The sequence below is a fragment of the Citrobacter sp. Igbk 14 genome, from assembly GCF_028069825.1.
In the GTDB taxonomy this organism is placed as follows: Bacteria; Pseudomonadota; Gammaproteobacteria; order Enterobacterales; family Enterobacteriaceae; genus Citrobacter.
The window spans coordinates 99,117-121,158 of record NZ_JANEWM010000005.1 but is presented as its reverse complement, the minus strand read 5'-3'; the positions used below and the strand labels follow the sequence as shown (position 1 = coordinate 121,158).

At 52.0% G+C, this 22,042-nt stretch carries 19 protein-coding genes; 11 read left to right on the top strand and 8 right to left on the bottom strand.

Going from position 1 to position 22,042, the window contains the following annotated elements:
• Position 1: 1 nt before the first annotated feature.
• Complete coding sequence (locus NNN64_RS03640; protein WP_271440516.1) at positions 2-796, top strand: DUF2950 family protein; 795 nt, start codon at positions 2-4, stop codon at positions 794-796.
• A 121-nt stretch (positions 797-917) separates the two neighbouring features.
• On the opposite strand, the gene lpdA is transcribed toward NNN64_RS03640, so the two are convergent.
• From lpdA to pdhR, 4 genes are all read right to left on the bottom strand, one after another.
• The gene (gene lpdA, locus NNN64_RS03635) at positions 918-2,342 is read right to left on the bottom strand and encodes a dihydrolipoyl dehydrogenase (protein WP_003018686.1); all 1,425 of its coding nucleotides are present in this window, start codon (positions 2,340-2,342) and stop codon (positions 918-920) included.
• A 175-nt stretch (positions 2,343-2,517) separates the two neighbouring features.
• Positions 2,518-4,404: a pyruvate dehydrogenase complex dihydrolipoyllysine-residue acetyltransferase gene (aceF, locus tag NNN64_RS03630; protein WP_271440515.1), complete on the bottom strand. Its 1,887-nt coding sequence runs from the start codon at positions 4,402-4,404 to the stop codon at positions 2,518-2,520.
• A 14-nt stretch (positions 4,405-4,418) separates the two neighbouring features.
• Complete coding sequence (gene aceE, locus NNN64_RS03625) at positions 4,419-7,082, bottom strand: pyruvate dehydrogenase (acetyl-transferring), homodimeric type (protein ID WP_048214932.1); 2,664 nt, start codon at positions 7,080-7,082, stop codon at positions 4,419-4,421.
• 433 nt (positions 7,083-7,515) lie between these two features.
• Positions 7,516-8,280: a pyruvate dehydrogenase complex transcriptional repressor PdhR gene (pdhR, locus tag NNN64_RS03620; RefSeq protein WP_137383704.1), complete on the bottom strand. Its 765-nt coding sequence runs from the start codon at positions 8,278-8,280 to the stop codon at positions 7,516-7,518.
• Positions 8,281-8,844: 564 nt separating this feature from the next.
• Between pdhR and aroP the strand changes: the two genes are divergently transcribed.
• From aroP to NNN64_RS03605, 3 genes are all read left to right on the top strand, one after another.
• The gene (gene aroP / locus NNN64_RS03615) at positions 8,845-10,218 is read left to right on the top strand and encodes an aromatic amino acid transporter AroP (RefSeq protein WP_170974398.1); all 1,374 of its coding nucleotides are present in this window, start codon (positions 8,845-8,847) and stop codon (positions 10,216-10,218) included.
• A gap of 155 nt (positions 10,219-10,373) precedes the next feature.
• The gene (locus NNN64_RS03610) at positions 10,374-11,780 is read left to right on the top strand and encodes a glycoside-pentoside-hexuronide (GPH):cation symporter (RefSeq protein WP_271440514.1); all 1,407 of its coding nucleotides are present in this window, start codon (positions 10,374-10,376) and stop codon (positions 11,778-11,780) included.
• Complete coding sequence (locus NNN64_RS03605; RefSeq protein ID WP_271440513.1) at positions 11,780-12,730, top strand: glycoside hydrolase family 43 protein; 951 nt, start codon at positions 11,780-11,782, stop codon at positions 12,728-12,730. The genes NNN64_RS03610 and NNN64_RS03605 overlap by 1 nt, the downstream gene beginning before the upstream one ends.
• Before the next feature lie 90 nt (positions 12,731-12,820).
• On the opposite strand, the gene ampE is transcribed toward NNN64_RS03605, so the two are convergent.
• On the bottom strand, positions 12,821-13,675 hold the full coding sequence (gene ampE / locus NNN64_RS03600; protein WP_271440512.1) for a beta-lactamase regulator AmpE: 855 nt from the start codon (positions 13,673-13,675) through the stop codon (positions 12,821-12,823).
• Positions 13,672-14,235, bottom strand: a complete 564-nt coding sequence (ampD, locus tag NNN64_RS03595; RefSeq protein WP_271440511.1) for a 1,6-anhydro-N-acetylmuramyl-L-alanine amidase AmpD — start codon at positions 14,233-14,235, stop codon at positions 13,672-13,674. The genes ampE and ampD overlap by 4 nt, the downstream gene beginning before the upstream one ends.
• Before the next feature lie 87 nt (positions 14,236-14,322).
• Here ampD and nadC point away from each other — a divergent pair, with 87 nt between their 5' ends.
• The 4 genes from nadC to hofC all read left to right on the top strand — a co-directional run bounded on the left by nadC (position 14,323) and on the right by hofC (position 18,477).
• Positions 14,323-15,216 (top strand): carboxylating nicotinate-nucleotide diphosphorylase, encoded by an 894-nt coding sequence (gene nadC / locus NNN64_RS03590; RefSeq protein ID WP_271440510.1) that lies wholly within the window; start codon positions 14,323-14,325, stop codon positions 15,214-15,216.
• 236 nt (positions 15,217-15,452) lie between these two features.
• The gene (gene ppdD / locus NNN64_RS03585) at positions 15,453-15,890 is read left to right on the top strand and encodes a prepilin peptidase-dependent pilin (protein ID WP_202039489.1); all 438 of its coding nucleotides are present in this window, start codon (positions 15,453-15,455) and stop codon (positions 15,888-15,890) included.
• Between the two features lie 9 nt (positions 15,891-15,899).
• Positions 15,900-17,285, top strand: coding sequence for a type II secretion system protein GspE (gene gspE / locus NNN64_RS03580; protein WP_271440509.1), 1,386 nt, complete (start codon positions 15,900-15,902; stop codon positions 17,283-17,285).
• Positions 17,275-18,477: a protein transport protein HofC gene (gene hofC, locus NNN64_RS03575; RefSeq protein ID WP_271440508.1), complete on the top strand. Its 1,203-nt coding sequence runs from the start codon at positions 17,275-17,277 to the stop codon at positions 18,475-18,477. The genes gspE and hofC overlap by 11 nt, the downstream gene beginning before the upstream one ends.
• Positions 18,478-18,584: 107 nt before the next feature.
• Here hofC and NNN64_RS03570 read toward each other — a convergent pair whose 3' ends face one another.
• Complete coding sequence (locus NNN64_RS03570; RefSeq protein ID WP_040229985.1) at positions 18,585-19,628, bottom strand: GMP reductase; 1,044 nt, start codon at positions 19,626-19,628, stop codon at positions 18,585-18,587.
• A gap of 225 nt (positions 19,629-19,853) precedes the next feature.
• Here NNN64_RS03570 and coaE point away from each other — a divergent pair, with 225 nt between their 5' ends.
• Genes coaE through yacG form a run of 3 tightly spaced genes read left to right on the top strand, consistent with a single transcriptional unit; the run spans position 19,854 to position 21,421 of the window.
• Complete coding sequence (coaE, locus tag NNN64_RS03565; RefSeq protein WP_271440507.1) at positions 19,854-20,474, top strand: dephospho-CoA kinase; 621 nt, start codon at positions 19,854-19,856, stop codon at positions 20,472-20,474.
• Complete coding sequence (zapD, locus tag NNN64_RS03560; protein ID WP_271440506.1) at positions 20,474-21,217, top strand: cell division protein ZapD; 744 nt, start codon at positions 20,474-20,476, stop codon at positions 21,215-21,217. The genes coaE and zapD overlap by 1 nt, the downstream gene beginning before the upstream one ends.
• Before the next feature lie 9 nt (positions 21,218-21,226).
• Entirely contained in the window at positions 21,227-21,421 is a 195-nt protein-coding gene (gene yacG, locus NNN64_RS03555; RefSeq protein WP_005124648.1) for a DNA gyrase inhibitor YacG, read from the top strand.
• Positions 21,422-21,600: 179 nt separating this feature from the next.
• Here yacG and mutT read toward each other — a convergent pair whose 3' ends face one another.
• Positions 21,601-21,990 (bottom strand): 8-oxo-dGTP diphosphatase MutT, encoded by a 390-nt coding sequence (mutT, locus tag NNN64_RS03550; protein ID WP_271440505.1) that lies wholly within the window; start codon positions 21,988-21,990, stop codon positions 21,601-21,603.
• Positions 21,991-22,042 lie beyond the last annotated feature (52 nt).

Here is a 22,042-nt window from a genome sequence, read left to right as displayed (position 1 = left end):
GATGATGAAAAAAATTATGTTAAGCGCCCTGTTGCTCTCCTTGCCGCTGGTGAGCTATGCGCAACAGGCGTTCACCTCCCCCGAAGAAGCGGCCAGTGCATTTGCCGCTGCGGTGGCGCAGCAAAATGAAAAGCAGCTCACGGCGCTACTGGGTGAAAACTGGCGACATTTTTTACCACCAGAAGGGGCCGATCCGGAAGCGGTGGCACGCTTTAATCGCGACTGGAAGGTGAGCCATCACATTGTGCTGCAGGACAACATGGCGCATCTCAACGTAGGGCAAGATGACTGGCAGTTACCCATACCGATGGTGAAAACCAGCAAAGGTTGGGCGTTCGATATGACCGAAGCCCAGGAGGAGATCCTCACTCGAACGATCGGTCGCAACGAGCTTTCAGCCATCGAAGCACTGCACGCCTACGTTGACGCGCAGCAAAGCTATTACGCGCTGAACAAATCGTATGCGCAAAAAATTGTCAGTAGCGAAGGTAAAAAAGATGGGCTTTACTGGCCAGCCGCACCTGGCGAAACGCCAAGCCCTCTGGGACCCGCCTTCAGCCCACAAGAGCCCGGCACGGGTTATCACGGTTATCGTTTCCGCATACTGCCGGACAACGCCAGTGGTTTTGCCATGATTGCATGGCCCATTAGCTACGGTCACACAGGGGTGATGAGCTTTATGATTAGCGGCGATGATAAAGTCTATCAGGCCAATCTCGGCGTTGATTCTCAGCAAAAAGCACAGGCGTTAACCACATTCCATCCGGATAAAAACTGGCAGCCCGTAGCACCGTAAAGCGAGGTTAAGCCGTAGGCCGGGATAGCGCTAGCGCCACCCGGCATGTTGCCTGAAATAACGGGTAGCTTTAGGCAAAAAAAAACGCCTCCGAAGAGGCGTTTTCACAAAAGCGAGAAGATTACTTTTTCTTCGCTTTCGGGTTTGGCAGGTCGGTGATGCTGCCTTCGAACACTTCTGCCGCCAGGCCCACAGACTCATGCAGAGTCGGGTGTGCGTGGATGGTCAGTGCGATATCTTCAGCGTCGCAACCCATTTCGATCGCCAGACCAATTTCGCCCAGCAGCTCGCCGCCGTTGGTACCGACAATTGCACCACCGATCACACGGTGAGATTCTTTGTCGAAAATCAGTTTGGTCATACCGTCTGCGCAGTCGGAAGCGATAGCACGGCCAGAAGCAGCCCACGGGAAGGTGGCGGTTTCGTAGCTGATGCCTTTTTCTTTCGCTTCTTTCTCAGTCAGGCCAACCCATGCAACTTCTGGTTCAGTGTACGCAATGGATGGGATAACTTTCGGGTCGAAGTAGTGTTTCTTCCCGGCGATAACTTCAGCGGCAACGTGACCTTCGTGAACACCTTTGTGCGCCAGCATCGGCTGACCGACGATATCGCCGATAGCAAAGATATGCGGCACGTTGGTACGCAGCTGTTTGTCAACGCGGATGAAACCACGGTCATCAACTTCAACGCCAGCTTTGCCCGCATCGAGGTTTTTACCGTTCGGTACACGACCGATAGCAACCAGTACGGCATCATAACGCTGTGCTTCAGCAGGCGCTTTTTTGCCTTCCATGGAAACGTAAATACCGTCTTCTTTCGCTTCAACGGCAGTCACTTTGGTTTCCAGCATCAGGTTGAATTTCTTGCTGATGCGTTTGGTGAAGACTTTCACCACGTCTTTATCGGCAGCCGGGATAACCTGGTCAAACATTTCAACCACGTCAATCTCTGAACCCAGCGCATGGTACACGGTCCCCATTTCCAGACCGATGATACCGCCGCCCATTACCAGCAGGCGCTTAGGAACAGTTTTCAGTTCCAGTGCATCGGTGGAATCCCACACGCGCGGATCTTCATGCGGAATGAATGGCAGTTCGATCGGACGGGAACCCGCCGCGATGATCGCGTTGTCGAAGTTGATGACGGTTTTACCGTTTTCGCCTTCAACTTCCAGGGTGTTCGCCCCGGTAAATTTACCCAGACCGTTAACCACTTTCACTTTACGGCCTTTGGCCATACCAGCCAGACCGCCGGTCAGTTGAGTGATAACTTTTTCTTTCCAGGTACGAATCTTGTCGATATCAGTTTTCGGCTCGCCAAAAACAATACCGTGTTCAGCCAGTGCTTTGGCTTCTTCGATAACTTTTGCTACGTGCAGCAGCGCTTTAGAAGGGATACAGCCGACGTTCAGACAAACACCACCAAGGGTGCTGTAACGTTCTACGATGACGGTCTCCAGACCTAAATCTGCGCAACGGAAGGCAGCAGAGTAACCTGCCGGGCCTGCCCCAAGTACCACGACCTGAGTTTTGATTTCAGTGCTCATCATGACCTCTTAATTTATACCCGTCGTCCACCGGGTCGTTCTATCCGCCCGTATTTTACAAAATTGTTAACAATTTTGAAACAACAAACGGCAACCGATTTGTCTTTCGCACAATAACCTCACTGACTTCATGAGATTACCAGAAAAAAGCCGGCCGTCGGGCCGGCTTTTTCGCTTACATCACCAGGCGGCGAATGTCAGACAGCATGTTGTTGATGATGGTGATAAAGCGCGCACCATCTGCACCGTCAATGACACGGTGGTCGAAGGAGAGCGAAATTGGCATCATCAGACGCGGCATAAACTCTTTACCGTTCCACACTGGCTCCATAGAGGACTTGGAGACACCGAGGATAGCCACTTCCGGCGCGTTCACAATCGGCGCGAAGTGGGTAGTACCCAGGCCACCGATGCTGGAGATGGTGAAACAACCGCCCTGCATTTCGCCAGCGGTCAGCTTGCCATCACGTGCTTTCTTGGAGATCACGGTCAGTTCACGAGACAGCTCGGTAATGCTCTTCTTGTTCACGTCTTTGAAGACCGGAACAACCAGACCATTCGGGGTATCTACCGCAACACCGATGTTGATGTATTTCTTCAGGGTCAGACGCTGACCGTCTTCAGACAGAGAGCTGTTGAAGCGCGGCATCTGTTCCAGAGCGGCAGCAACGGCTTTCATGATGAAGACCACTGGGGTGAATTTCACGTCCAGTTTACGTTTCTCCGCTTCGGCGTTCTGTTGTTTACGGAACGCTTCCAGATCGGTGATATCGGTCTTATCGAAGTGGGTAACGTGCGGGATCATCACCCAGTTACGGCTCAGGTTAGCACCAGAGATTTTCTGGATACGGCCCAGTTCCACTTCTTCGATTTCACCAAACTTGCTGAAATCAACTTTTGGCCAAGGCAGCATGCCCGGGATACCGCCGCCAGCAGCGGCTGCCGGAGCAGCTTCAGCACGTTTAACCGCGTCTTTCACGTATGCCTGAACGTCTTCACGCAGGATACGGCCTTTACGACCTGAACCTTTCACTTTCGCCAGATTCACGCCAAATTCGCGCGCCAGGCGACGGATCAGCGGAGTTGCGTGGACGTAAGCGTCGTTTTCTGCGAAGTCAGATTTGCTTTCCGCTTTTGCAGCCGGAGCTGGAGCAGCTTGTGCAGGTGCAGCGGCCGGAGCCGGTGCCGCAGCTTGTGCCGGTGCAGCAGCAGGTGCTGCGCCTTCAACTTCGAAGACCATAATCAGAGAACCGGTTTTCACTTTGTCGCCGGTGCTGATTTTGATTTCTTTTACGGTACCCGCGAACGGTGCCGGCACTTCCATTGAAGCTTTATCGCCTTCAACGGTGATCAGTGACTGCTCAGCGGCAATTTTATCGCCCACTTTAACCATCACTTCAGTGACTTCAACTTCGTCACCGCCGATATCCGGTACGTTAACTTCTTTCGAGCCGGAAGCAGCCGGAGCTGCCGCAGCAGCAGGAGCCGCCGCCTGAGCCGGTGCAGCAGCAGGCGCTGCGCCTGCGACTTCAAAGACCATAATCAGGGAACCGGTAGACACTTTGTCGCCGGTGTTGATTTTGATCTCTTTAACAGTTCCTGCGAACGGCGCCGGAACTTCCATAGACGCTTTGTCGCCTTCGACGGTGATCAGAGACTGTTCAGCCGCAACGGTATCGCCCACTTTAACCATGATCTCGGTAACTTCAACTTCGTCACCGCCGATGTCTGGTACGTGTACGTCTTTTGCCGCAGCTGCAGCTGGTGCAGCGGCCGGAGCGGCTGCTTTCTTCTCTTCTGCCGGAGCAGGTGCAGCAGTTGCTGCACCGTCGGCGGAATCGAAAATCATGATCAGTTTGCCGGTCTCAGTTTTGTCGCCAACAGAGACTTTGATCTCTTTAACGATACCAGCCTGAGGAGACGGAACTTCCATAGAGGCTTTATCGCCTTCTACGGTGATCAGCGACTGTTCAGCTTCAACTTTGTCGCCCACTTTGACCAGGATCTCGGTGATTTCAACTTCATCAGCCCCGATGTCCGGTACATTGATTTCGATAGCCATTATTCTTTTACCTCTTACGCCAGACGCGGGTTAACTTTATCTGCATCGATGTTGAATTTGATGATTGCATCTGCAACCACTTTCTTATCGATTTCGCCACGTTTAGCCAGTTCGCCCAGGGCCGCTACAACCACGTAGGAAGCATCAACTTCGAAGTGGTGACGCAGGTTTTCACGGCTGTCAGAGCGACCGAAACCGTCAGTACCCAGTACGCGATAATCATCAGCCGGTACATAAGTACGAACCTGTTCGGCAAACAGTTTCATATAGTCAGTAGATGCTACTGCCGGAGCGTCGTTCATCACCTGAGCGATGTACGGAACGCGCGGAGTTTCCATCGGGTGCAGCATGTTCCAGCGCTCACAATCCTGGCCATCACGCGCCAGTTCAGTGAAGGACGTTACGCTGTATACGTCAGAACCTACACCGTAGTCGTTCGCCAGGATCTGTGCTGCTTCACGGACGTGACGCAGGATAGAACCGGAGCCCAGCAGCTGAACTTTGCCTTTCTTACCTTCAAGGGTTTCGAGTTTGTAGATACCTTTACGGATACCTTCCTCGGCACCTGCTGGCATTGCCGGCATGTGGTAGTTTTCGTTCAGCGTGGTGATGTAGTAGTAGACGTTCTCTTGTTTCTCACCGTACATACGCTCCAGACCATCATGCATGATGACCGCAACTTCGTACGCGTAAGACGGATCGTAAGAGATACAGTTCGGGATAGTCAGAGACTGAATATGGCTGTGACCATCTTCGTGCTGCAGACCTTCGCCGTTCAGCGTCGTACGACCGGAAGTACCACCAATCAGGAAGCCGCGAGCCTGCTGGTCGCCTGCCTGCCAGCACAGGTCACCAATACGCTGGAACCCGAACATGGAGTAGTAGATGTAGAACGGGATCATCGGCAGATCGTTGGTGCTGTAAGAAGTCGCAGCAGCCAGCCAGGATGCGCCTGCACCCAGTTCGTTGATACCTTCCTGCAGGATCTGACCTTTCTCGTCTTCTTTATAGTAAGCAACCTGCTCACGGTCCTGCGGGGTGTACTGCTGACCGTTCGGGCTGTAGATACCAATCTGGCGGAACAGACCTTCCATACCGAAAGTACGCGCTTCGTCGGCGATGATTGGAACCAGACGATCTTTGATCGATTTGTTCTTCAGCATCACGTTCAGGGCACGAACGAAAGCGATAGTGGTGGAGATTTCTTTGTTCTGCTCTTCCAGCAGCGCACCGAAGTCTTCCAGCGCCGGCAGTTCCAGTTTCTCGGTGAAGTTCGGCTGACGAGCTGGCAGGTAGCCATGCAGTTTCTGACGCTGAGCGTGCAGATAGGTGTGCTCTTCAGAACCTTCCGGGAAGGTAATGTAAGACAGGTTTTCAACCTGCTCATCGGTCACAGGAACGTTGAAACGGTCGCGGATGTAACGCACGCCGTCCATGTTCATTTTCTTAACCTGGTGAGCGATGTTTTTACCTTCGGCGGTGTCACCCATGCCGTAACCTTTGATGGTATGGGCGAGGATTACAGTTGCTCTGCCTTTGGTTTCCTGTGCTTTTTTCAGTGCAGCGTAGACTTTCTTCGGATCGTGACCACCACGGTTCAGCGCCCAAATCTGCTCGTCAGTCCAGTCTGCAACCAGGGCTGCAGTTTCCGGATATTTACCGAAGAAGTGCTCACGTACGTATGCGCCATCTTTGGATTTGAAGGTCTGGTAGTCGCCGTCAACGGTTTCGTTCATCAGTTGGATCAGTTTACCGCTGGTGTCTTTACGCAGCAGCTCATCCCAACGACCGCCCCACATGACTTTAATCACGTTCCAGCCAGCACCCGCGAAGATGCCTTCCAGTTCGTTAACAATCTTGCCGTTACCGGTGACCGGGCCGTCAAGACGCTGCAGGTTACAGTTGATAACGAAGACCAGGTTGTCCAGTTTTTCACGGGTCGCGATGGTGATAGCACCCTTAGATTCTGGCTCATCCATCTCGCCGTCGCCCAGGAAGGCGTAAACGGTCTGTTTAGAGGTATCTTTCAGGCCACGGTGTTCCAGATATTTCAGGAATTTAGCCTGGTAGATAGCACCGATTGGACCCAGACCCATAGATACGGTCGGGAACTGCCAGAATTCCGGCATCAGTTTCGGGTGCGGGTAGGAAGACAGGCCTTTGCCATGTACTTCCTGACGGAAGTTGTTCATCTGCTCTTCAGTCAGACGACCTTCCAGGAATGCGCGCGCGTAGATGCCCGGGGAGATGTGACCCTGGAAGTACACCAGATCGCCACCGTCCTGCTCGTTGCGTGCACGGAAGAAGTGGTTGAAGCAAACATCATATACCGTTGCGGAGGACTGGAAGGATGCCATATGGCCACCCAGCTCAAGATCCTTTTTAGACGCACGCAGTACGGTCATGATGGCGTTCCAGCGGATAGCAGAACGAATACGACGTTCCAGCTCCAGATTGCCCGGGTATTCCGGTTCATCTTCAACGGCAATAGTGTTTACATAATTGCTGGCCCCTGCACCTGCCGCTACTTTCACGCCGCCTTTGCGGGCTTCTGAAAGCAGTTGGTCGATCAGATACTGAGCACGCTCAACACCTTCTTCACGGATGACCGATTCGATCGCCTGTAGCCAGTCGCGAGTTTCGATCGGATCCACGTCATTTGGGAAACGTTCTGACATGGGGGTATTCCTTATCTATCTAATACGTTGAGTTATCTGGAACCTGTCCCATTGCGCTCTTTGTTCTTCATACTTCAGGTTGTCTCTTTGTTGGCTGCGCTTCCTCGCACCAGTCACATAGTTCACTATGCTCCTGGCGACTCGCTCGCTTGCCGCCGCGATACAACCCGAATTATTTTGAACAACTAAAAGCGCAATAAGACAGGTTCTGCGTTTATTGCCTGACCCATCAGGCGTCATTGTTGCAGCCAGTTTGGGCACGGACAGCGCGGAACAACCGGAGCGTACACGTAGTACGTGAGGATTGTGAGCACTGCCCAGGGCCAAAATGGCAAATAAAATAGCCTTATGGGCCTGGCATTTAGTTGCCGCGCGCTTTTAGTTCGCGCTTGATTTACAACATCTTCTGGTTAACGTTCTGCCAGAAAAATCACTAATTCTTTCGTTGCTCCAGGCGGCGTAAGGCGCGTTCACGACGACTTTCCTCACGGCTTCTGTCCAGGAGAATCTCTTCGATAAATGCCAGGTGACGGTGCGACGCTTCACGCGCCTCCTCCGGCTTCCCGGCGATAATTGCTTCAAAAATACGGGTGCGGTGACTGCTTACCAGCGGCAGCATCTCGCGACGCGCATACAGCAATTCAAAGTTTTGACGGACATTCTGGGCCAGCATCGGCTCCATACACCTTAGCAAATGGAGCAGTACCACATTATGTGCCGCTTCGGTGACAGCAATTTGATACTGAAGTACGGCATCAGATTCACCGTCAAGATCGCCGGACTGTTGCGCAAGCTCGATCGCCTGATGGAGTTCACGGATACGCGTTTTGTCTTCATCCGTGCTGCGCAGTGCGGCGTAATAGGCCGCAATACCTTCCAACGCATGGCGCGTTTCGAGCAGGTCAAACTGGGATTCAGGATGGTCGGAGAGCAGCTCTACCAGTGGGTCGCTAAAGCTCTGCCACAGGCTGCTCTGAACAAAAGTGCCACCGCCCTGACGACGAAGCAGTAAGCCCTTCGCTTCGAGGCGTTGGATCGCCTCACGTAAGGAGGGGCGGGAAACGTCGAACTGTTTTGCCAGCTCGCGTTCCGGTGGGAGTTTTTCTCCGGGGCGAAGTGTCCCCTCAAGAATTAAAAACTCCAGCTGCTGCTCAATCACATCGGAGAGTTTTGGTTGGCGGATTTTGCTGTAGGCCATGATTTCCTGTCTTAAGCCATTTGCCCGGAGTCAATTGGTCTTACCAATTTCATGTTCTTGACGCTAAAGTAACAAAGTATTCACCTTCTGTCCATACAGGTTTTGATTGAAATCAGTAAAGGAGGCATATTTTAACAACATTACAGAAATAACGTTTCAAACATGTAACTATGCACAAATGTTAAATTTACCCATCCCGAGGTAGTTTTAACCGAATTGAAACGAAAAAATATATTATCTGAACCGATTCACCTGCCTATTTATCGATTTATCAATCACTATTTTCGAATAAAAATTCAAATTGGAAATTTTGTGGTAGATAAACTCGCGCTTACAAATGGTTTCTTTTTATTCAACTCGTCACTCACGCCGCATAAAGCAGGTGCATTCGCGCTCGCATAACATTATTCTGATCAAGACAAAAGTCTTTAGGCAACATTTCATAATTCATTGCTGTAAATAAATTAATACAACAAACGGAATTGCAAACTTACACACGCGTCACTGCGTGGTTCAAAATATAAGTACTCGAAAGATGAAGAGTAAAACCACACACGAGGTTTCATGATGGAAAGTCAACAGCATGGCGATCAGCTAAAGCGCGGCCTTAAAAACCGCCATATACAGCTTATCGCGCTGGGTGGCGCGATTGGTACCGGGTTATTCCTCGGTAGCGCATCCGTTATCCAGTCTGCAGGACCGGGTATTATTCTGGGTTACGCTATTGCCGGCTTTATCGCTTTTCTGATTATGCGTCAGTTAGGTGAAATGGTGGTTGAAGAGCCGGTGGCAGGCTCCTTTAGTCACTTTGCCTACAAATACTGGGGGAGCTTTGCCGGTTTCTCTTCCGGCTGGAACTACTGGGTACTGTACGTTTTGGTTGCCATGGCTGAGCTAACCGCCGTAGGTAAATACATTCAATTCTGGTATCCGGAGATCCCAACATGGGCTTCGGCAGCAGCCTTTTTTGTGATCATCAACGCCATCAACCTGACCAACGTAAAAGTGTTCGGTGAGATGGAGTTCTGGTTCGCCATTATTAAAGTCATTGCCGTAGTCGCAATGATCCTGTTCGGCGGCTGGTTGCTGTTTAGCGGCAACGGCGGCCCACAGGCCAGCGTCAGCAACTTGTGGAGCCAGGGTGGATTCCTGCCACACGGCTTCAGCGGGCTGGTAATGATGATGGCTATCATCATGTTCTCCTTTGGTGGGCTGGAACTGGTCGGGATCACCGCAGCAGAAGCCGATAACCCGGAACAAAGCATTCCAAAAGCGACTAATCAGGTCATCTACCGTATCTTGATTTTCTATGTAGGCTCCCTGGCGGTACTGCTTTCCCTGATGCCATGGACGCGCGTAACAGCAGATACCAGCCCGTTTGTCCTTATCTTCCACGAACTGGGTGACACCTTTGTTGCCAACGCCCTGAACATCGTGGTGCTGACCGCAGCCCTTTCTGTCTATAACAGCTGTGTATACTGTAACAGCCGTATGCTGTTCGGCCTGGCTCAGCAGGGTAACGCGCCAAAAGCGCTGATGAACGTGGATAAACGCGGCGTGCCGGTTAACACCATTCTGGTCTCCGCACTGGTTACCGCACTGTGCGTACTGATTAACTATCTGGCACCGGAATCTGCGTTTGGCTTGCTGATGGCACTGGTGGTTTCCGCATTGGTCATCAACTGGGCAATGATTAGCCTTGCGCATATTAAGTTCCGCAAAGCAAAACAGCAGCAGGGCGTCGCCACTCGCTTCCCGGCACTGCTCTACCCGCTAGGTAACTGGATCTGCCTGATTTTCATGGCTGCGGTACTGGTGATTATGCTGATGACGCCGGGCATGGCGATCTCGGTGTACCTGATCCCGGTATGGATTGCCATTCTTGGCATTGGCTATCTGTGCAAACAGAAAACGGCCGGCGCCGTAAAAGCGCATTAATCCTTCCCCCCACCTACACCAGGTGGGGGTTGTTATCTGCTTCACACTTTCCCACAGATGACTGTTTAGTCCATATCAGCGGCGCTATCCTGCAACGCAAAAACACCAGCACCAGACAATAATTCTCTCCATATCACATTAATGGAGTGCGCTTGATGGAAACCAGAAAGCTGTCGGTGAAAGAAAAGATCGGCTATGGAATGGGCGATGCCGGATGCAACATCATATTCGGCGCTATCATGCTGTTTGTTAACTATTTTTATACAGATATTTTCGGTCTTGCTCCAGCACTTGTCGGCGTATTGCTGCTCTCGGTACGCGTTATTGACGCTGTTACCGACCCTATCATGGGGGCAATGGCCGATCGTACTCGCAGTAAATATGGTCGGTTTCGTCCATGGCTTCTGTGGATGGCTTTCCCCTACGCATTATTCAGCGTACTGATGTTTACCACTCCGGAGTGGACTTACAACAGCAAAGTTATCTATGCGTTTGTCACCTACTTCCTGCTCTCTATTACCTACACAGCAATCAACATTCCCTACTGTTCACTCGGTAGCGTCATTACCAACGATCCGAAAGAACGCGTCGCCTGCCAGTCGTATCGTTTCGTGCTGGTCGGGATTGCCACTCTGCTACTCTCACTCACGCTACTGCCAATGGCAGAGTGGTTTGGCGGGGAAGATAAAGCCAAAGGCTATCAGATGGCGATGGCCGTGCTGGCTTTCATTGGTATGTGCATGTTCCTGTTTTGTTTCGCAACCGTGCGCGAACGTGTACGCCCTGCGGTACCCACGAACGACGATTTGAAAGCCGATCTAAAAGACGTGTGGAAGAACGATCAGTGGGTAAAAATCCTGCTGTTAACCCTGTGCAACGTCTGCCCGGGCTTTATTCGCATGGCCGCCACCATGTATTACGTTACGTGGGTGATGCAACAAAGCACGCAGTTCGCAACGTTGTTTATCAGCCTTGGCGTTGTCGGCATGATGATCGGCAGTATGCTCGCGAAGGTATTAACTGACCGCTGGTGCAAACTGAAAGTCTTCTTCTGGACCAACATCGTACTGGCGGTGTTCTCCGGCGCGTTTTACTTCTTCGATCCGAAAGCCACCATGATGATTATGGTGCTCTACTTCCTGCTCAACATCCTGCATCAGATCCCTTCTCCACTGCACTGGTCGCTGATGGCGGATGTGGATGACTACGGCGAGTGGAAAACCGGTAAACGTATTACCGGGATCAGCTTCTCGGGCAACCTGTTCTTCCTGAAGCTGGGGCTGGCGATTGCCGGCGCGATGGTTGGCTTCCTGCTCTCCTGGTACGGTTACGACGCAGGCGCGAAAGCGCAAAGTGACTCCGCGATTAACGGCATTATGCTGTTGTTCACTATTATTCCGGGCGTCGGTTATCTGATTACCGCAGGCGTGGTTCGTCTGCTGAAAGTTGACCGCGAATTTATGCAGCAAATCCAGTCAGACCTGGAAAAACGCCGCGCCAACTACCGTGAATTGAATGAGTACCATGATGTTAAATCGACTGAACATGTAAGGAAAGCCTGATGAATCAGTGGCCAAATCCCTTTATCGAACAGCGTGCCGATCCGTTTATCCTGCGTGACGGTAACCACTATTATTTCATTGCTTCAGTACCTGAATATGACCGACTGGAGCTGCGTCGGGCTGACTCTCTGGAGGGATTACGCACCGCGGAGCCCGTTGTTGTCTGGCGCAAACCGGACAGCGGTCCAATGAGTCAACTTATCTGGGCACCGGAGATCCACGCTATTGCCGGTAAGTGGTACATCTACTTTGCGGCCACGCACACCCAGGCGCTTGATACGTTGGGTATGTTCCAGCATCGCATGTTTGCGTTGGAGTGCGCAGATGCCGATCCGCTAAGCGGTAAGTGGGTTGAGAAGGGGCAAATTGAAACCCAGTTTGATACCTTCGCGCTTGATGCCACAACGTTTAACCATCAGGGGAAACAGTGGTATTTGTGGGCGCAGAAATCGCCTGATATTGCCGGAAACTCCAATGTTTATCTCGCAGAGATGGAAAACCCTTGGACAATCAAAGGTCAGCCGGTGATGCTCAGCCATCCGGAATATGACTGGGAATGTCGGGGCTTTTGGGTCAACGAAGGTCCAGCCGTCGTGGTGCACGGAGACAAACTGTTTGTCAGTTACTCCGCCAGCGCAACCGATGAGAACTACTGCATGGGGTTACTGTGGGTTGATCTCCATGCCGATCCGCTAAACCCGGAAAACTGGCACAAATCACCGCGTCCGGTCTTCACCACCAGCTATGAAAACCGTCAGTATGGACCCGGGCACAACAGCTTTACGCAAACGCCGGAAGGGGATGATGTACTGGTGTATCACGCGAGGAATTACACCGAAATCGAGGGGGATCCGCTGTATGACCCGAATCGCCACACCCGACTGAAGCTTGTACGCTGGGATGAGAACGGCATGCCGGATTTTGGCGTGCCACCTGCCGATACGCTTTAAAATGTTTGCCCGGTGGCGCTGCGCTTACCGGGCCTACGGCACTTACATATGGTGTAGGCCGGATAAGCGTTAGCGCCATCCGGCACAACGCTACACTAATGCCCCATAAATGGTGAGCAGCGCAATCACCACAACCACGACAAACGACGTTTTCTTCGCCATTGCAACGGCTGCTTTCGGCGTTTCGACCTTATCAGTATGCGGCTCACGCGCCAGCGAGAACTGCGCCAGACGGGTCAACACCTGATACTGCGAAGTATGCAGATCCGCCAGCGATGCAAACCAGGCGGGCAACGCCTTCTCACCGTGTCCTAACAGCGCATAGACCACACCCGCCAGACGTACCGGAACCCAGTCCAGGACATGCAGGATCGCGTCAATGCCTGACTGCAGACGCTGATGCGGTGTCTGGTAGCGCGCCAGCCAGGATTGCCACGCACGTAAAAAAGCATAGCCGACTAGCGTCACCGGTCCCCACGGACCACCGACGATCAACCAGAATAGCGGCGCCAGATAAAAGCGGAAGTTGTTCCATAACAGCGCATTTTGTAGCTCACGCAGAAACTCTCGTTCATCACAATCCGGCGGCACGCCATGAATCAGCGTCAGCTCACTGGCCATCGCCTCACGGGCGTGCGCATCATTACGTGAAGCCGCATTCAGGTAGGCATGATAATGAAGGCGCACCTTGCCAGCACCGATGCACAGCAAACCAATTAAGATCCACACCACCAACAGCGGAACATTAAACAACAACCCATGCAGCGCGCGCAGTAACAGGAATGTCACTACCATCGCAATAATGGTCATTCCTAACGTTCGCGCCATAGAGAAATGCTTAACCCGCCGGAAAAAAGCCTCAATCCGGTGATCAAGCTGCCAGTGCTCACCCAGCTTAAACAAGCGCTCAACAATCAGCACCAGTAATGTTGTAAACAGCGTCATGTCATCTCCTTGTGTGACGAGGGGGTGACCAGGGCGCGAAACCTTGCCCAGTCAAAAGATGGCCCAGGATCGGTCTTCCGTTCGGGCGCAATATTGCAATGCCCAGTCATGTTGCTGGCAATCGCCGGATAACGCTGAATCAGCGTCTGCGTCACGGCAGCCAGTTGCTGGTACTGAACATCGGTATAAGCCAGCGTATCCGTACCTTCAAGCTCAATACCAATTGAAAAATCATTACAGCGTTCACGCCCCTGATAGCAGGAGACGCCTGCATGCCAGGCACGTTTGCCAAAGGGAACATATTGCACAACCTCGCCGTCACGGCGGATCAGACAATGGGCAGAAACGCGCAAATGGGCAATTTGTGCAAAAAAGGGATGGGCGTTGGGATCAATTGTTCCAGTAAATAACGCGTCTATCCATGGGCCGCCAAATTCACCGGGTGGCAGGCTGATATTATGCACCACCAGCAAAGAAGGGCTTTCGTCATCCGGGCGGCAATCGTAATGAGGAGAGGGAACGCGTCGCGCCTCTGCCAGCCAGCCCTCGTCTAACAACATGCAGAATCTCCTTATTGGTGGTGCTCATATCAGGTTCAGGGTAGCATGTTTCTACCTTATGATTCGTTAGCAATTTGGAGTTTTATCATGCCGCCTCGCCGCTATAACCCTGACTACCGACGTGACGCGCTGTTGGAACGCATAAATCTCGATATCCCTGCCGCGGTTGCCCAGGCGCTGCGCGAAGATTTAGGCGGAGAAGTTGATGCCAATAACGATATCACCGCACAGCTTTTACCTGAGGATATGCGTTCTCATGCCACTGTCATTACACGCGAAGAGGGTGTTTTTTGTGGGAAACGCTGGGTGGAAGAGGTCTTTATTCAACTGGCTGGCGATGATGTCAACATCACCTGGCATGTCGAAGATGGCGACAGCATTAAGGCTAATCAACCGCTGTTTGAGCTGGACGGCCCTTCCCGCGTGTTGCTAACCGGCGAACGTACCGCACTCAACTTTGTGCAGACGCTTTCGGGCGTAGCGAGCGAGGTGCGTAAATACGTCGATCTGCTGGCGGGGACAAAAACCCAACTGCTGGATACGCGTAAAACGCTGCCAGGGCTGCGTACGGCGCTGAAATACGCGGTGCTCTGTGGCGGCGGCGCGAATCATCGCCTGGGGCTTTCTGATGCCTTCCTGATTAAAGAGAACCATATTATTGCTTCTGGTTCGGTACGTCAGGCCGTGGAGAAAGCCTTCTGGCTACACCCGGATGTTCCGGTTGAAGTGGAAGTGGAAAGCCTGGATGAACTGGATGATGCGTTGAAAGCCGGAGCGGACATCATCATGCTGGACAACTTCGAAACCGACCAAATGCGCGAAGCGGTCAAACGTACCAACGGCCAGGCGCGTCTGGAAGTATCGGGTAACGTTACCTATGAAACGCTACGCGAATTCGCAGAAACCGGCGTGGATTTCATCTCTGTGGGCGCACTGACCAAACATGTCCGCGCACTCGACCTCTCGATGCGTTTTCGCTAATCGCTAACTATTCTGCCCGATGGCGCTTCGCGTATCGGGCCTACAGCCCCCAGCCAGATAGACCTTATACGCCGCGGTCTGGCTATTTATTCGAGCGCCTTCGCAAATACGTTGTCTGATTCTGTAATTTCGTAAAATTCCTCTGAACCGGCTTTCTCGTTCTATTTTTTGCCCCTCGCCTAAAATCCCTTCGATTTGCCAAAGTAGCGCCAGCTAACTCAAGGAGCAAATCAACAATGGACAAACAACGAGGTTTCACGCTAATCGAACTGATGGTGGTCATTGGCATCATTGCCATCCTCAGCGCTATCGGTATCCCGGCTTACCAAAACTATCTGCGCAAAGCCGCGCTGACGGACATGCTGCAAACCTTTGTCCCCTACCGTACTGCCGTCGAACTCTGCGCGCTGGAGCACGGCGGAACAGAAACCTGTGATGCTGGGACAAATGGGATCCCCTCTGCGACCACCACCCGCTATGTCTCAGGTATGAGCGTTGAAAAAGGTATCGTCAGCCTCACTGGGCAGGAAAGTCTGAATGGGCTAAGCATCACCATGACGCCCGGTTGGGACAACGCCAACGGCATAACGGGCTGGAATCGCAACTGCGCTATCCAGAATGACAGCGCGCTGCAACAGGCTTGTGAAGACGTTTTTCGCTTTGATGCCAACTAAGGAAAAGAGATGAATACCACACAACTGACGGCACTTTGCCAACGTTATCAGGGAATATTGTTGGATGCAGACAATGACGTGGTGCATATCGCCGTTGTGGATGCCCCTTCCCACGAACTGCTGGATGCACTGCATTTTGCAACGACCAGACGTATCGATATTGTGTGCTGGACACGTCAGCAAATGGAGGGTCACACACACACGCCACATAAAATGCTCCCGGCCATCATCACAGAAAGCAGCGCAACTGCCGCGGGGTTGCTGAACCATGCTTTTCAATCCGCGTTGGCACAACGGGCTTCTGATATTCATATTGAACCTGCGGAGAATCACTACCGGATCAGGATGCGTGTGGATGGCGTACTACACACATTGCCGGACGTCACCACAGAGATGGGCATAGCTCTCACCGCAAGATTAAAGGTATTAGGCAGTCTGGATATTGCCGAGCACCGACTCCCGCAAGATGGGCAATTTACCGTGGAGATTTCAGGTGAACCCATTTCGTTTCGCATCGCCACGCTGCCTTGCCGATGGGGTGAAAAAGTAGTGCTACGCCTGCTTCACCAGGTTAATCAAACGCTGGAGATCAACGCACTGGGCATGTCTGAGGCACAGTTGGCTACGTTTTCACAAGCATTACAGCAACCACAGGGATTGATTCTGGTCACCGGGCCGACCGGGAGCGGCAAAACGGTTACCCTGTACAGTGCGCTACAAACCCGAAACACCCCCGACGTGAATCTCTGTAGCGTAGAAGACCCGGTCGAGATCCCCATTGATGGGCTCAATCAGACACAAATCCATCCTCGCGCCGGGCTTAATTTTCAGGGTGTATTACGTGCACTGCTACGCCAGGATCCCGATATTATTATGGTGGGCGAAATCCGCGACGGCGAAACAGCTGAGATTGCCCTAAAAGCCGCACAAACCGGTCATCTGGTTCTTTCGACACTGCATACCAATTCCACCAGTGAAACACTGATACGGCTGCAGCAAATGGGGGTGGCTCGCTGGATGATTGCCTCCGCGCTGACGTTAATTGTTGCACAGCGATTAGTCAGAAAATTATGCCCACATTGTCGGCGACGACTTGATACTCCCATAACACTCCCGGCAACACTTTGGCCCACGCCACTACCGCGTTGGCAGGCACCCGGTTGCCAACACTGCTATCACGGATTCTATGGGCGAGCCGCTCTGTTTGAAGTACTGCCCATTACGCCAGCATTACGACAACGTATTGCCGATGGCTCCTCCGCAGACGTTGTGGAATCAGATGCTCAGCAAGCGGGTATGAGTACTCTTTTCGAAGATGGCTGTCAGGCTGTGGAACAAGGGTTAACGACATTTGAAGAACTGATCCGCGTACTGGGCATGCCCCATGTCAGCTAAACAGCTATGGCGCTGGCAAGGAATAACGCGCGAAGGCCAGCCTGTAGCAGGGATGCTATGGGCTGATACCCGACCATCGCTCCTGTTTGTGCTCGAACAACAGCAGATTATACCGATTCGCATTAACCGGATGCGCGTTAAAACCTCGCACTGGAGCAGAACAAACAGTGCCGAAGCCATACGCCAGTTGGCAACATTGCTTAAAGCGGGATTGACGCTTTCCGCTGGGTTAACTCTGCTTGCTGAACAGCATCCCAGCAACCAATGGCAGGCATTACTGCGCACACTGGCTTACGATATGGAACAAGGCATTGCGCTGTCAGCCTCGCTTTCACGGTGGCAACACGTATTTCCCCCGCTGTACCAGGCAATGATCCGCACCGGAGAGCTAACGGGAAAACTGGACGACTGCTGCTTTGAACTTGCCCGTCAGCAAAAAAACCAGCAGCAACTGGCGGATAAAGTTAAAAAAGCACTACGGTATCCCATTATCATTCTTGCCATGGCGATAATGGTCGTGCTGGCGATGCTGCATTTTGTGTTACCTGAATTTGCCGCCATCTATCGCACGTTCAACACCCCGCTACCGTCGCTCACTCAGTGGATTATGGCCGCGGCACACTACAGCAGTCGATGGGGATGGCTGGCAGGGTTGCTCTGCCTGGTGCTGGTAACAACATACGGGTTGGTAAAGCAGAAACCCTACTGGCTTATTCTGCGCCAGAAAATACTGCTGCACTTTCCCATCATCGGGCCGATGGTCAGGGGGCAAAAACTCACACAGATCTTCACCGTACTGGCATTAACACAAAACGCGGGCATTCCCTTTCTGCAAGGCCTGGAAAGTGTCACTGAAACCCTTAACTGCCCTTACTGGGCCCAACGTTTGGCACAGGTGCATCACGATATCAGCGCCGGGGAGCCAGTCTGGCTGGCACTTAAAAATAGCGGTGAATTTAGTCCACTGTGCTTACAACTGGTGAGAACAGGTGAAGCTTCCGGTTCGCTGGATGCAATGTTGCAAAATCTCGCCCGACATCACAGCGAGTACACGCTGTCCCAGGCCGAAAATTTGGCGGCATTACTTGAGCCGGCCTTGCTTGTCATTACGGGGTTGATTATCGGTACGCTGGTTGTGGCAATGTATTTACCGATATTTCATCTGGGGGATGCAATGAGTCACGTGGGATAAGTTCAAATGCCGGATGGCGGCGTAAATGCCTCATCAGACCTACACAGAGCATGAGCGTAGGCCTGATAAGCTTTGCGTCATCAGGCATTTAACAGTACGACCAGCTCTTACAGACTATTGAAGACGCGGTTTTCTTGTTCCTGTACGCGAATAAAGGTTGTCCGTTTGGTCAGCTCTTTCAGGCGGGATGCACCGACATAAGTACAGGCTGAACGCAGGCCGCCAAGGATATCACGAGCGGTGTTATCAACTGGGCCACGCAGTGGCAGCTTAACGGTTTTACCTTCAGCGGCACGATATTGAGCAACACCACCAACATGGCGCGTCATAGCAGACTCAGAGCTCATACCGTAGAACAGCATGAATTTCTCACCGTTCTCTTCAACGATTTTACCGCCGCTTTCTTCATGACCGGCCAGCATGCCGCCGAGCATCACGAAGTCCGCACCACCGCCAAACGCTTTTGCCACATCACCAGGCATTGTGCAGCCACCGTCGCTGACAATCATGCCGCCCAGGCCGTGCGCTGCATCAGCACATTCAATGACGGCAGAAAGCTGTGGATAGCCAACGCCGGTTTTTACGCGGGTGGTACATACAGAACCTGGGCCAATACCCACTTTGACGATATCAGCACCGGAAAGTACCAACTCTTCACACATCTCGCCGGTGACCACGTTGCCAGCACAAATCGTTTTTGTCGGCCAGGCCGCACGTGCTTTCGACACAAACTGAACAAAATGCTCTGAGTAGCCATTTGCCACATCAATGCAGATAAAGTTCAGCGCTGGATTCAGTGCCAGTATCTGTTTGGTTTTTTCGAAATCAGTGTCCGAAGTCCCGGTTGAAACCATCACGTGTTTCAGTACATCGGCAGAGGAGTCCGCAATGAAAGCGGCCCAGTCTTCAACGGAATAATGTTTATGCACAGCGGTCAGGATGTCGAAGGAGGCAAGTGCCGTTGCCATGGCAAACGTCCCGACGGTGTCCATGTTCGCGGCGATAATCGGCACGCCGGACCAGGTCTGACCTGAATGTTTAAAGGTGAATTGACGTTCCAGTTCAACATCGGAACGACTTTTGAGAGTAGAACGCTTAGGGCGGATAAGAACGTCTTTGAAACCTAACTTCAGATCTTCTTCGATACGCATGTGCGGATTCCTGGGGTTAATGGCGAAAAATCGAAACTCACAACTCCAGTGACGCTATCATACGCACTAATCAATGCCGCGCAAGACTGCGAAATTCTCTTTTTTTACGCTACAATCCCATAAATTTACCTGGCGATTAGTAGGTTAATCCTGCATCAGCTTCGCCTTTGCATGCTTAATTTTTAACTGTTTGATAATCAAACCAAAACTCCAGGATCTGGATCTATGAGGTATACGGTAGCCTTAACCGGCGGCATTGGCAGTGGTAAAAGTACCGTTGCAAATGCATTCGCTGACCTCGGAATAAACGTGATTGATGCGGATATCATTGCGCGCCAGGTGGTCGAACGTGGCATGCCTGCCCTACAGGCAATTGCAGAACATTTTGGCTCCGACGTTATTGCTGCGGATGGCTCGTTACAACGGCGAATTTTACGCGAACGCATTTTTTCCGATCCTGATGAGAAAAAATGGCTAAATGCCTTACTCCACCCACTTATTCAGCAGGAAACACAGCGTCAGTTTCAGCAAGCGACCTCCCCTTATCTGTTATGGGTCGTCCCCTTGTTGGTAGAAAACGCGCTGTATGAAAAAGCCGATCGCGTACTCGTCGTGGATGTCACCCCTGAGACTCAACTCAGGCGAACCATGCAGCGTGATGATGTTACGCGCGAGCACGTTGAACAAATTTTGGCTGCCCAGGCAACACGTGAAGCGCGCCTTGCCGTGGCAGATGATGTTATTGATAATAATGGCGCACCGGATGCCATCGTCTCGGATGTCGCCCGCCTGCACGCGCTCTATTTGCAATTCGCGTCGCAGTTTGTCTCACAGGAAAAACCGTAATGCACACCCAGGTCCTTTTTGAACACCCTCTCAATGAGAAGATGCGTACATGGCTGCGCATTGAGTTTCTGATCCAGCAACTCTCCATTAATTTGCCCATTGTGGATCACGCAGGTGCACTGCACTTTTTCCGCAATGTGGGGGATTTACTGGATGTATTTGAACGTGGCGAAGTCCGTACTGAACTCCTCAAAGAGCTGGAAAGACAGCAGCGAAAACTTCAGGCCTGGGTTGAAGTTCCCGGCGTCGATCAAAGCAGAATCGACTCTTTACGTCAGCAGTTAAAAAGTGCGGGCAGCATTCTGATTTCAGCCCCGCGCATCGGACAAACCCTGCGTGAAGACCGTCTGATTGGCCTTGTTCGTCAGCGTTTAAGTATTCCCGGCGGATGCTGCAGTTTTGATTTGCCGACTTTACATATCTGGCTGCATCTACCACAGACTCAGCGTGACGCGCAGGTTGAGACCTGGCTTGCCAGCCTGAATCCTCTCAACCAGGCATTGTCTCTGGTGCTGGATTTGATCCGCAACTCTGCACCGTTTCGTAAGCAAACCAGCCTGAATGGTTTTTACCAGGACAACGGCGATGATGCAGATCTATTGCGTCTACAATTGCCGCTCGCTTCGCAGCTTTATCCGCAAATATCAGGTCATAAGAGCCGCTTTGCCATTCGCTTTATGCCGCTGGATAGCGAGAACGGTCAGGTACCTGAACGCCTCGATTTCGATCTGGCGTGCTGTTAAGGAGTTAAGATGTCTGAACAAACTATCGTAAACTGCCCAACCTGCGGTAAAGCTGTCGTGTGGGCAGAAGTCAGTCCGTTTCGTCCATTCTGCAGCAAACGTTGTCAGTTAATCGACCTGGGTGAATGGGCCGCGGAAGAGAAGCGAATCCCAAGCTCCGGCGATCTGTCAGAAAGCGACGACTGGAGTGAAGAGCAGAAGTAATTCTGCTAATACGGTAGGCCAGACAAGCATTGCACCCCATTAATAATTTGCCGGATGCGGCGTTGCCTTATCCGGCCTACGAACTAAAACGTAGGGCGGGCAAGCGTAGCGCCCCCGCCATAATTTGCAGGATACCGCGTTGCCGCATCCTGCCTACGAACGACAAATTAAGAACACCATTAGCCAGCAATCAACTTTTCAATGACCGGTGCATTCGCAGGCGGGAAATCGTCCGTATTTAGCGCATCTTGCGCAATCCACTGAGCGGGTTGCCCCTCTTTCCCCCACGGTTCACCTTCCCAGCTTTCAACCAGCCAGAACCATAAAGTGATATGTCTGTCGGGGAACTGGTACTCCAGTTTTTCGAACAGTGAGCAATTAACGGGTGTAATCCCCACCTCCTCCTGTAACTCACGACTTAACGCCTGCTCTGGTGTTTCACCCGGTTCAATTTTACCGCCGGGAAATTCCAGTTTGTTTGCCATATGAGCATCGGCGGCACGCTGAGTGATAAAAATCTCGTTGTGCTTATTACGAATAATTCCAACAGCAATTTGCAGTACTTTCATATTTATCGCCCATAAAAAAGGCGCAGAATTCTGCGCCTTTTCAGTAAGTTAC

Excerpts from the sequence above, each read along its gene's own strand:
- NNN64_RS03640 (WP_271440516.1), top strand. The coding sequence starts at position 2 with ATGATGAAAAAAATTATGTTAAGCGCCCTGTTGCTCTCCTTGCCGCTG.
- lpdA (WP_003018686.1), bottom strand. The coding sequence starts at position 2,342 with ATGAGCACTGAAATCAAAACTCAGGTCGTGGTACTTGGGGCAGGCCCG.
- aceF (WP_271440515.1), bottom strand. The coding sequence starts at position 4,404 with ATGGCTATCGAAATCAATGTACCGGACATCGGGGCTGATGAAGTTGAA.
- aceE (WP_048214932.1), bottom strand. The coding sequence starts at position 7,082 with ATGTCAGAACGTTTCCCAAATGACGTGGATCCGATCGAAACTCGCGAC.
- pdhR (WP_137383704.1), bottom strand. The coding sequence starts at position 8,280 with ATGGCCTACAGCAAAATCCGCCAACCAAAACTCTCCGATGTGATTGAG.
- aroP (WP_170974398.1), top strand. The coding sequence starts at position 8,845 with ATGATGGAAAGTCAACAGCATGGCGATCAGCTAAAGCGCGGCCTTAAA.
- NNN64_RS03610 (WP_271440514.1), top strand. The coding sequence starts at position 10,374 with ATGGAAACCAGAAAGCTGTCGGTGAAAGAAAAGATCGGCTATGGAATG.
- NNN64_RS03605 (WP_271440513.1), top strand. The coding sequence starts at position 11,780 with ATGAATCAGTGGCCAAATCCCTTTATCGAACAGCGTGCCGATCCGTTT.
- ampE (WP_271440512.1), bottom strand. The coding sequence starts at position 13,675 with ATGACGCTGTTTACAACATTACTGGTGCTGATTGTTGAGCGCTTGTTT.
- ampD (WP_271440511.1), bottom strand. The coding sequence starts at position 14,235 with ATGTTGTTAGACGAGGGCTGGCTGGCAGAGGCGCGACGCGTTCCCTCT.
- nadC (WP_271440510.1), top strand. The coding sequence starts at position 14,323 with ATGCCGCCTCGCCGCTATAACCCTGACTACCGACGTGACGCGCTGTTG.
- ppdD (WP_202039489.1), top strand. The coding sequence starts at position 15,453 with ATGGACAAACAACGAGGTTTCACGCTAATCGAACTGATGGTGGTCATT.
- gspE (WP_271440509.1), top strand. The coding sequence starts at position 15,900 with ATGAATACCACACAACTGACGGCACTTTGCCAACGTTATCAGGGAATA.
- hofC (WP_271440508.1), top strand. The coding sequence starts at position 17,275 with ATGTCAGCTAAACAGCTATGGCGCTGGCAAGGAATAACGCGCGAAGGC.
- NNN64_RS03570 (WP_040229985.1), bottom strand. The coding sequence starts at position 19,628 with ATGCGTATCGAAGAAGATCTGAAGTTAGGTTTCAAAGACGTTCTTATC.
- coaE (WP_271440507.1), top strand. The coding sequence starts at position 19,854 with ATGAGGTATACGGTAGCCTTAACCGGCGGCATTGGCAGTGGTAAAAGT.
- zapD (WP_271440506.1), top strand. The coding sequence starts at position 20,474 with ATGCACACCCAGGTCCTTTTTGAACACCCTCTCAATGAGAAGATGCGT.
- yacG (WP_005124648.1), top strand. The coding sequence starts at position 21,227 with ATGTCTGAACAAACTATCGTAAACTGCCCAACCTGCGGTAAAGCTGTC.
- mutT (WP_271440505.1), bottom strand. The coding sequence starts at position 21,990 with ATGAAAGTACTGCAAATTGCTGTTGGAATTATTCGTAATAAGCACAAC.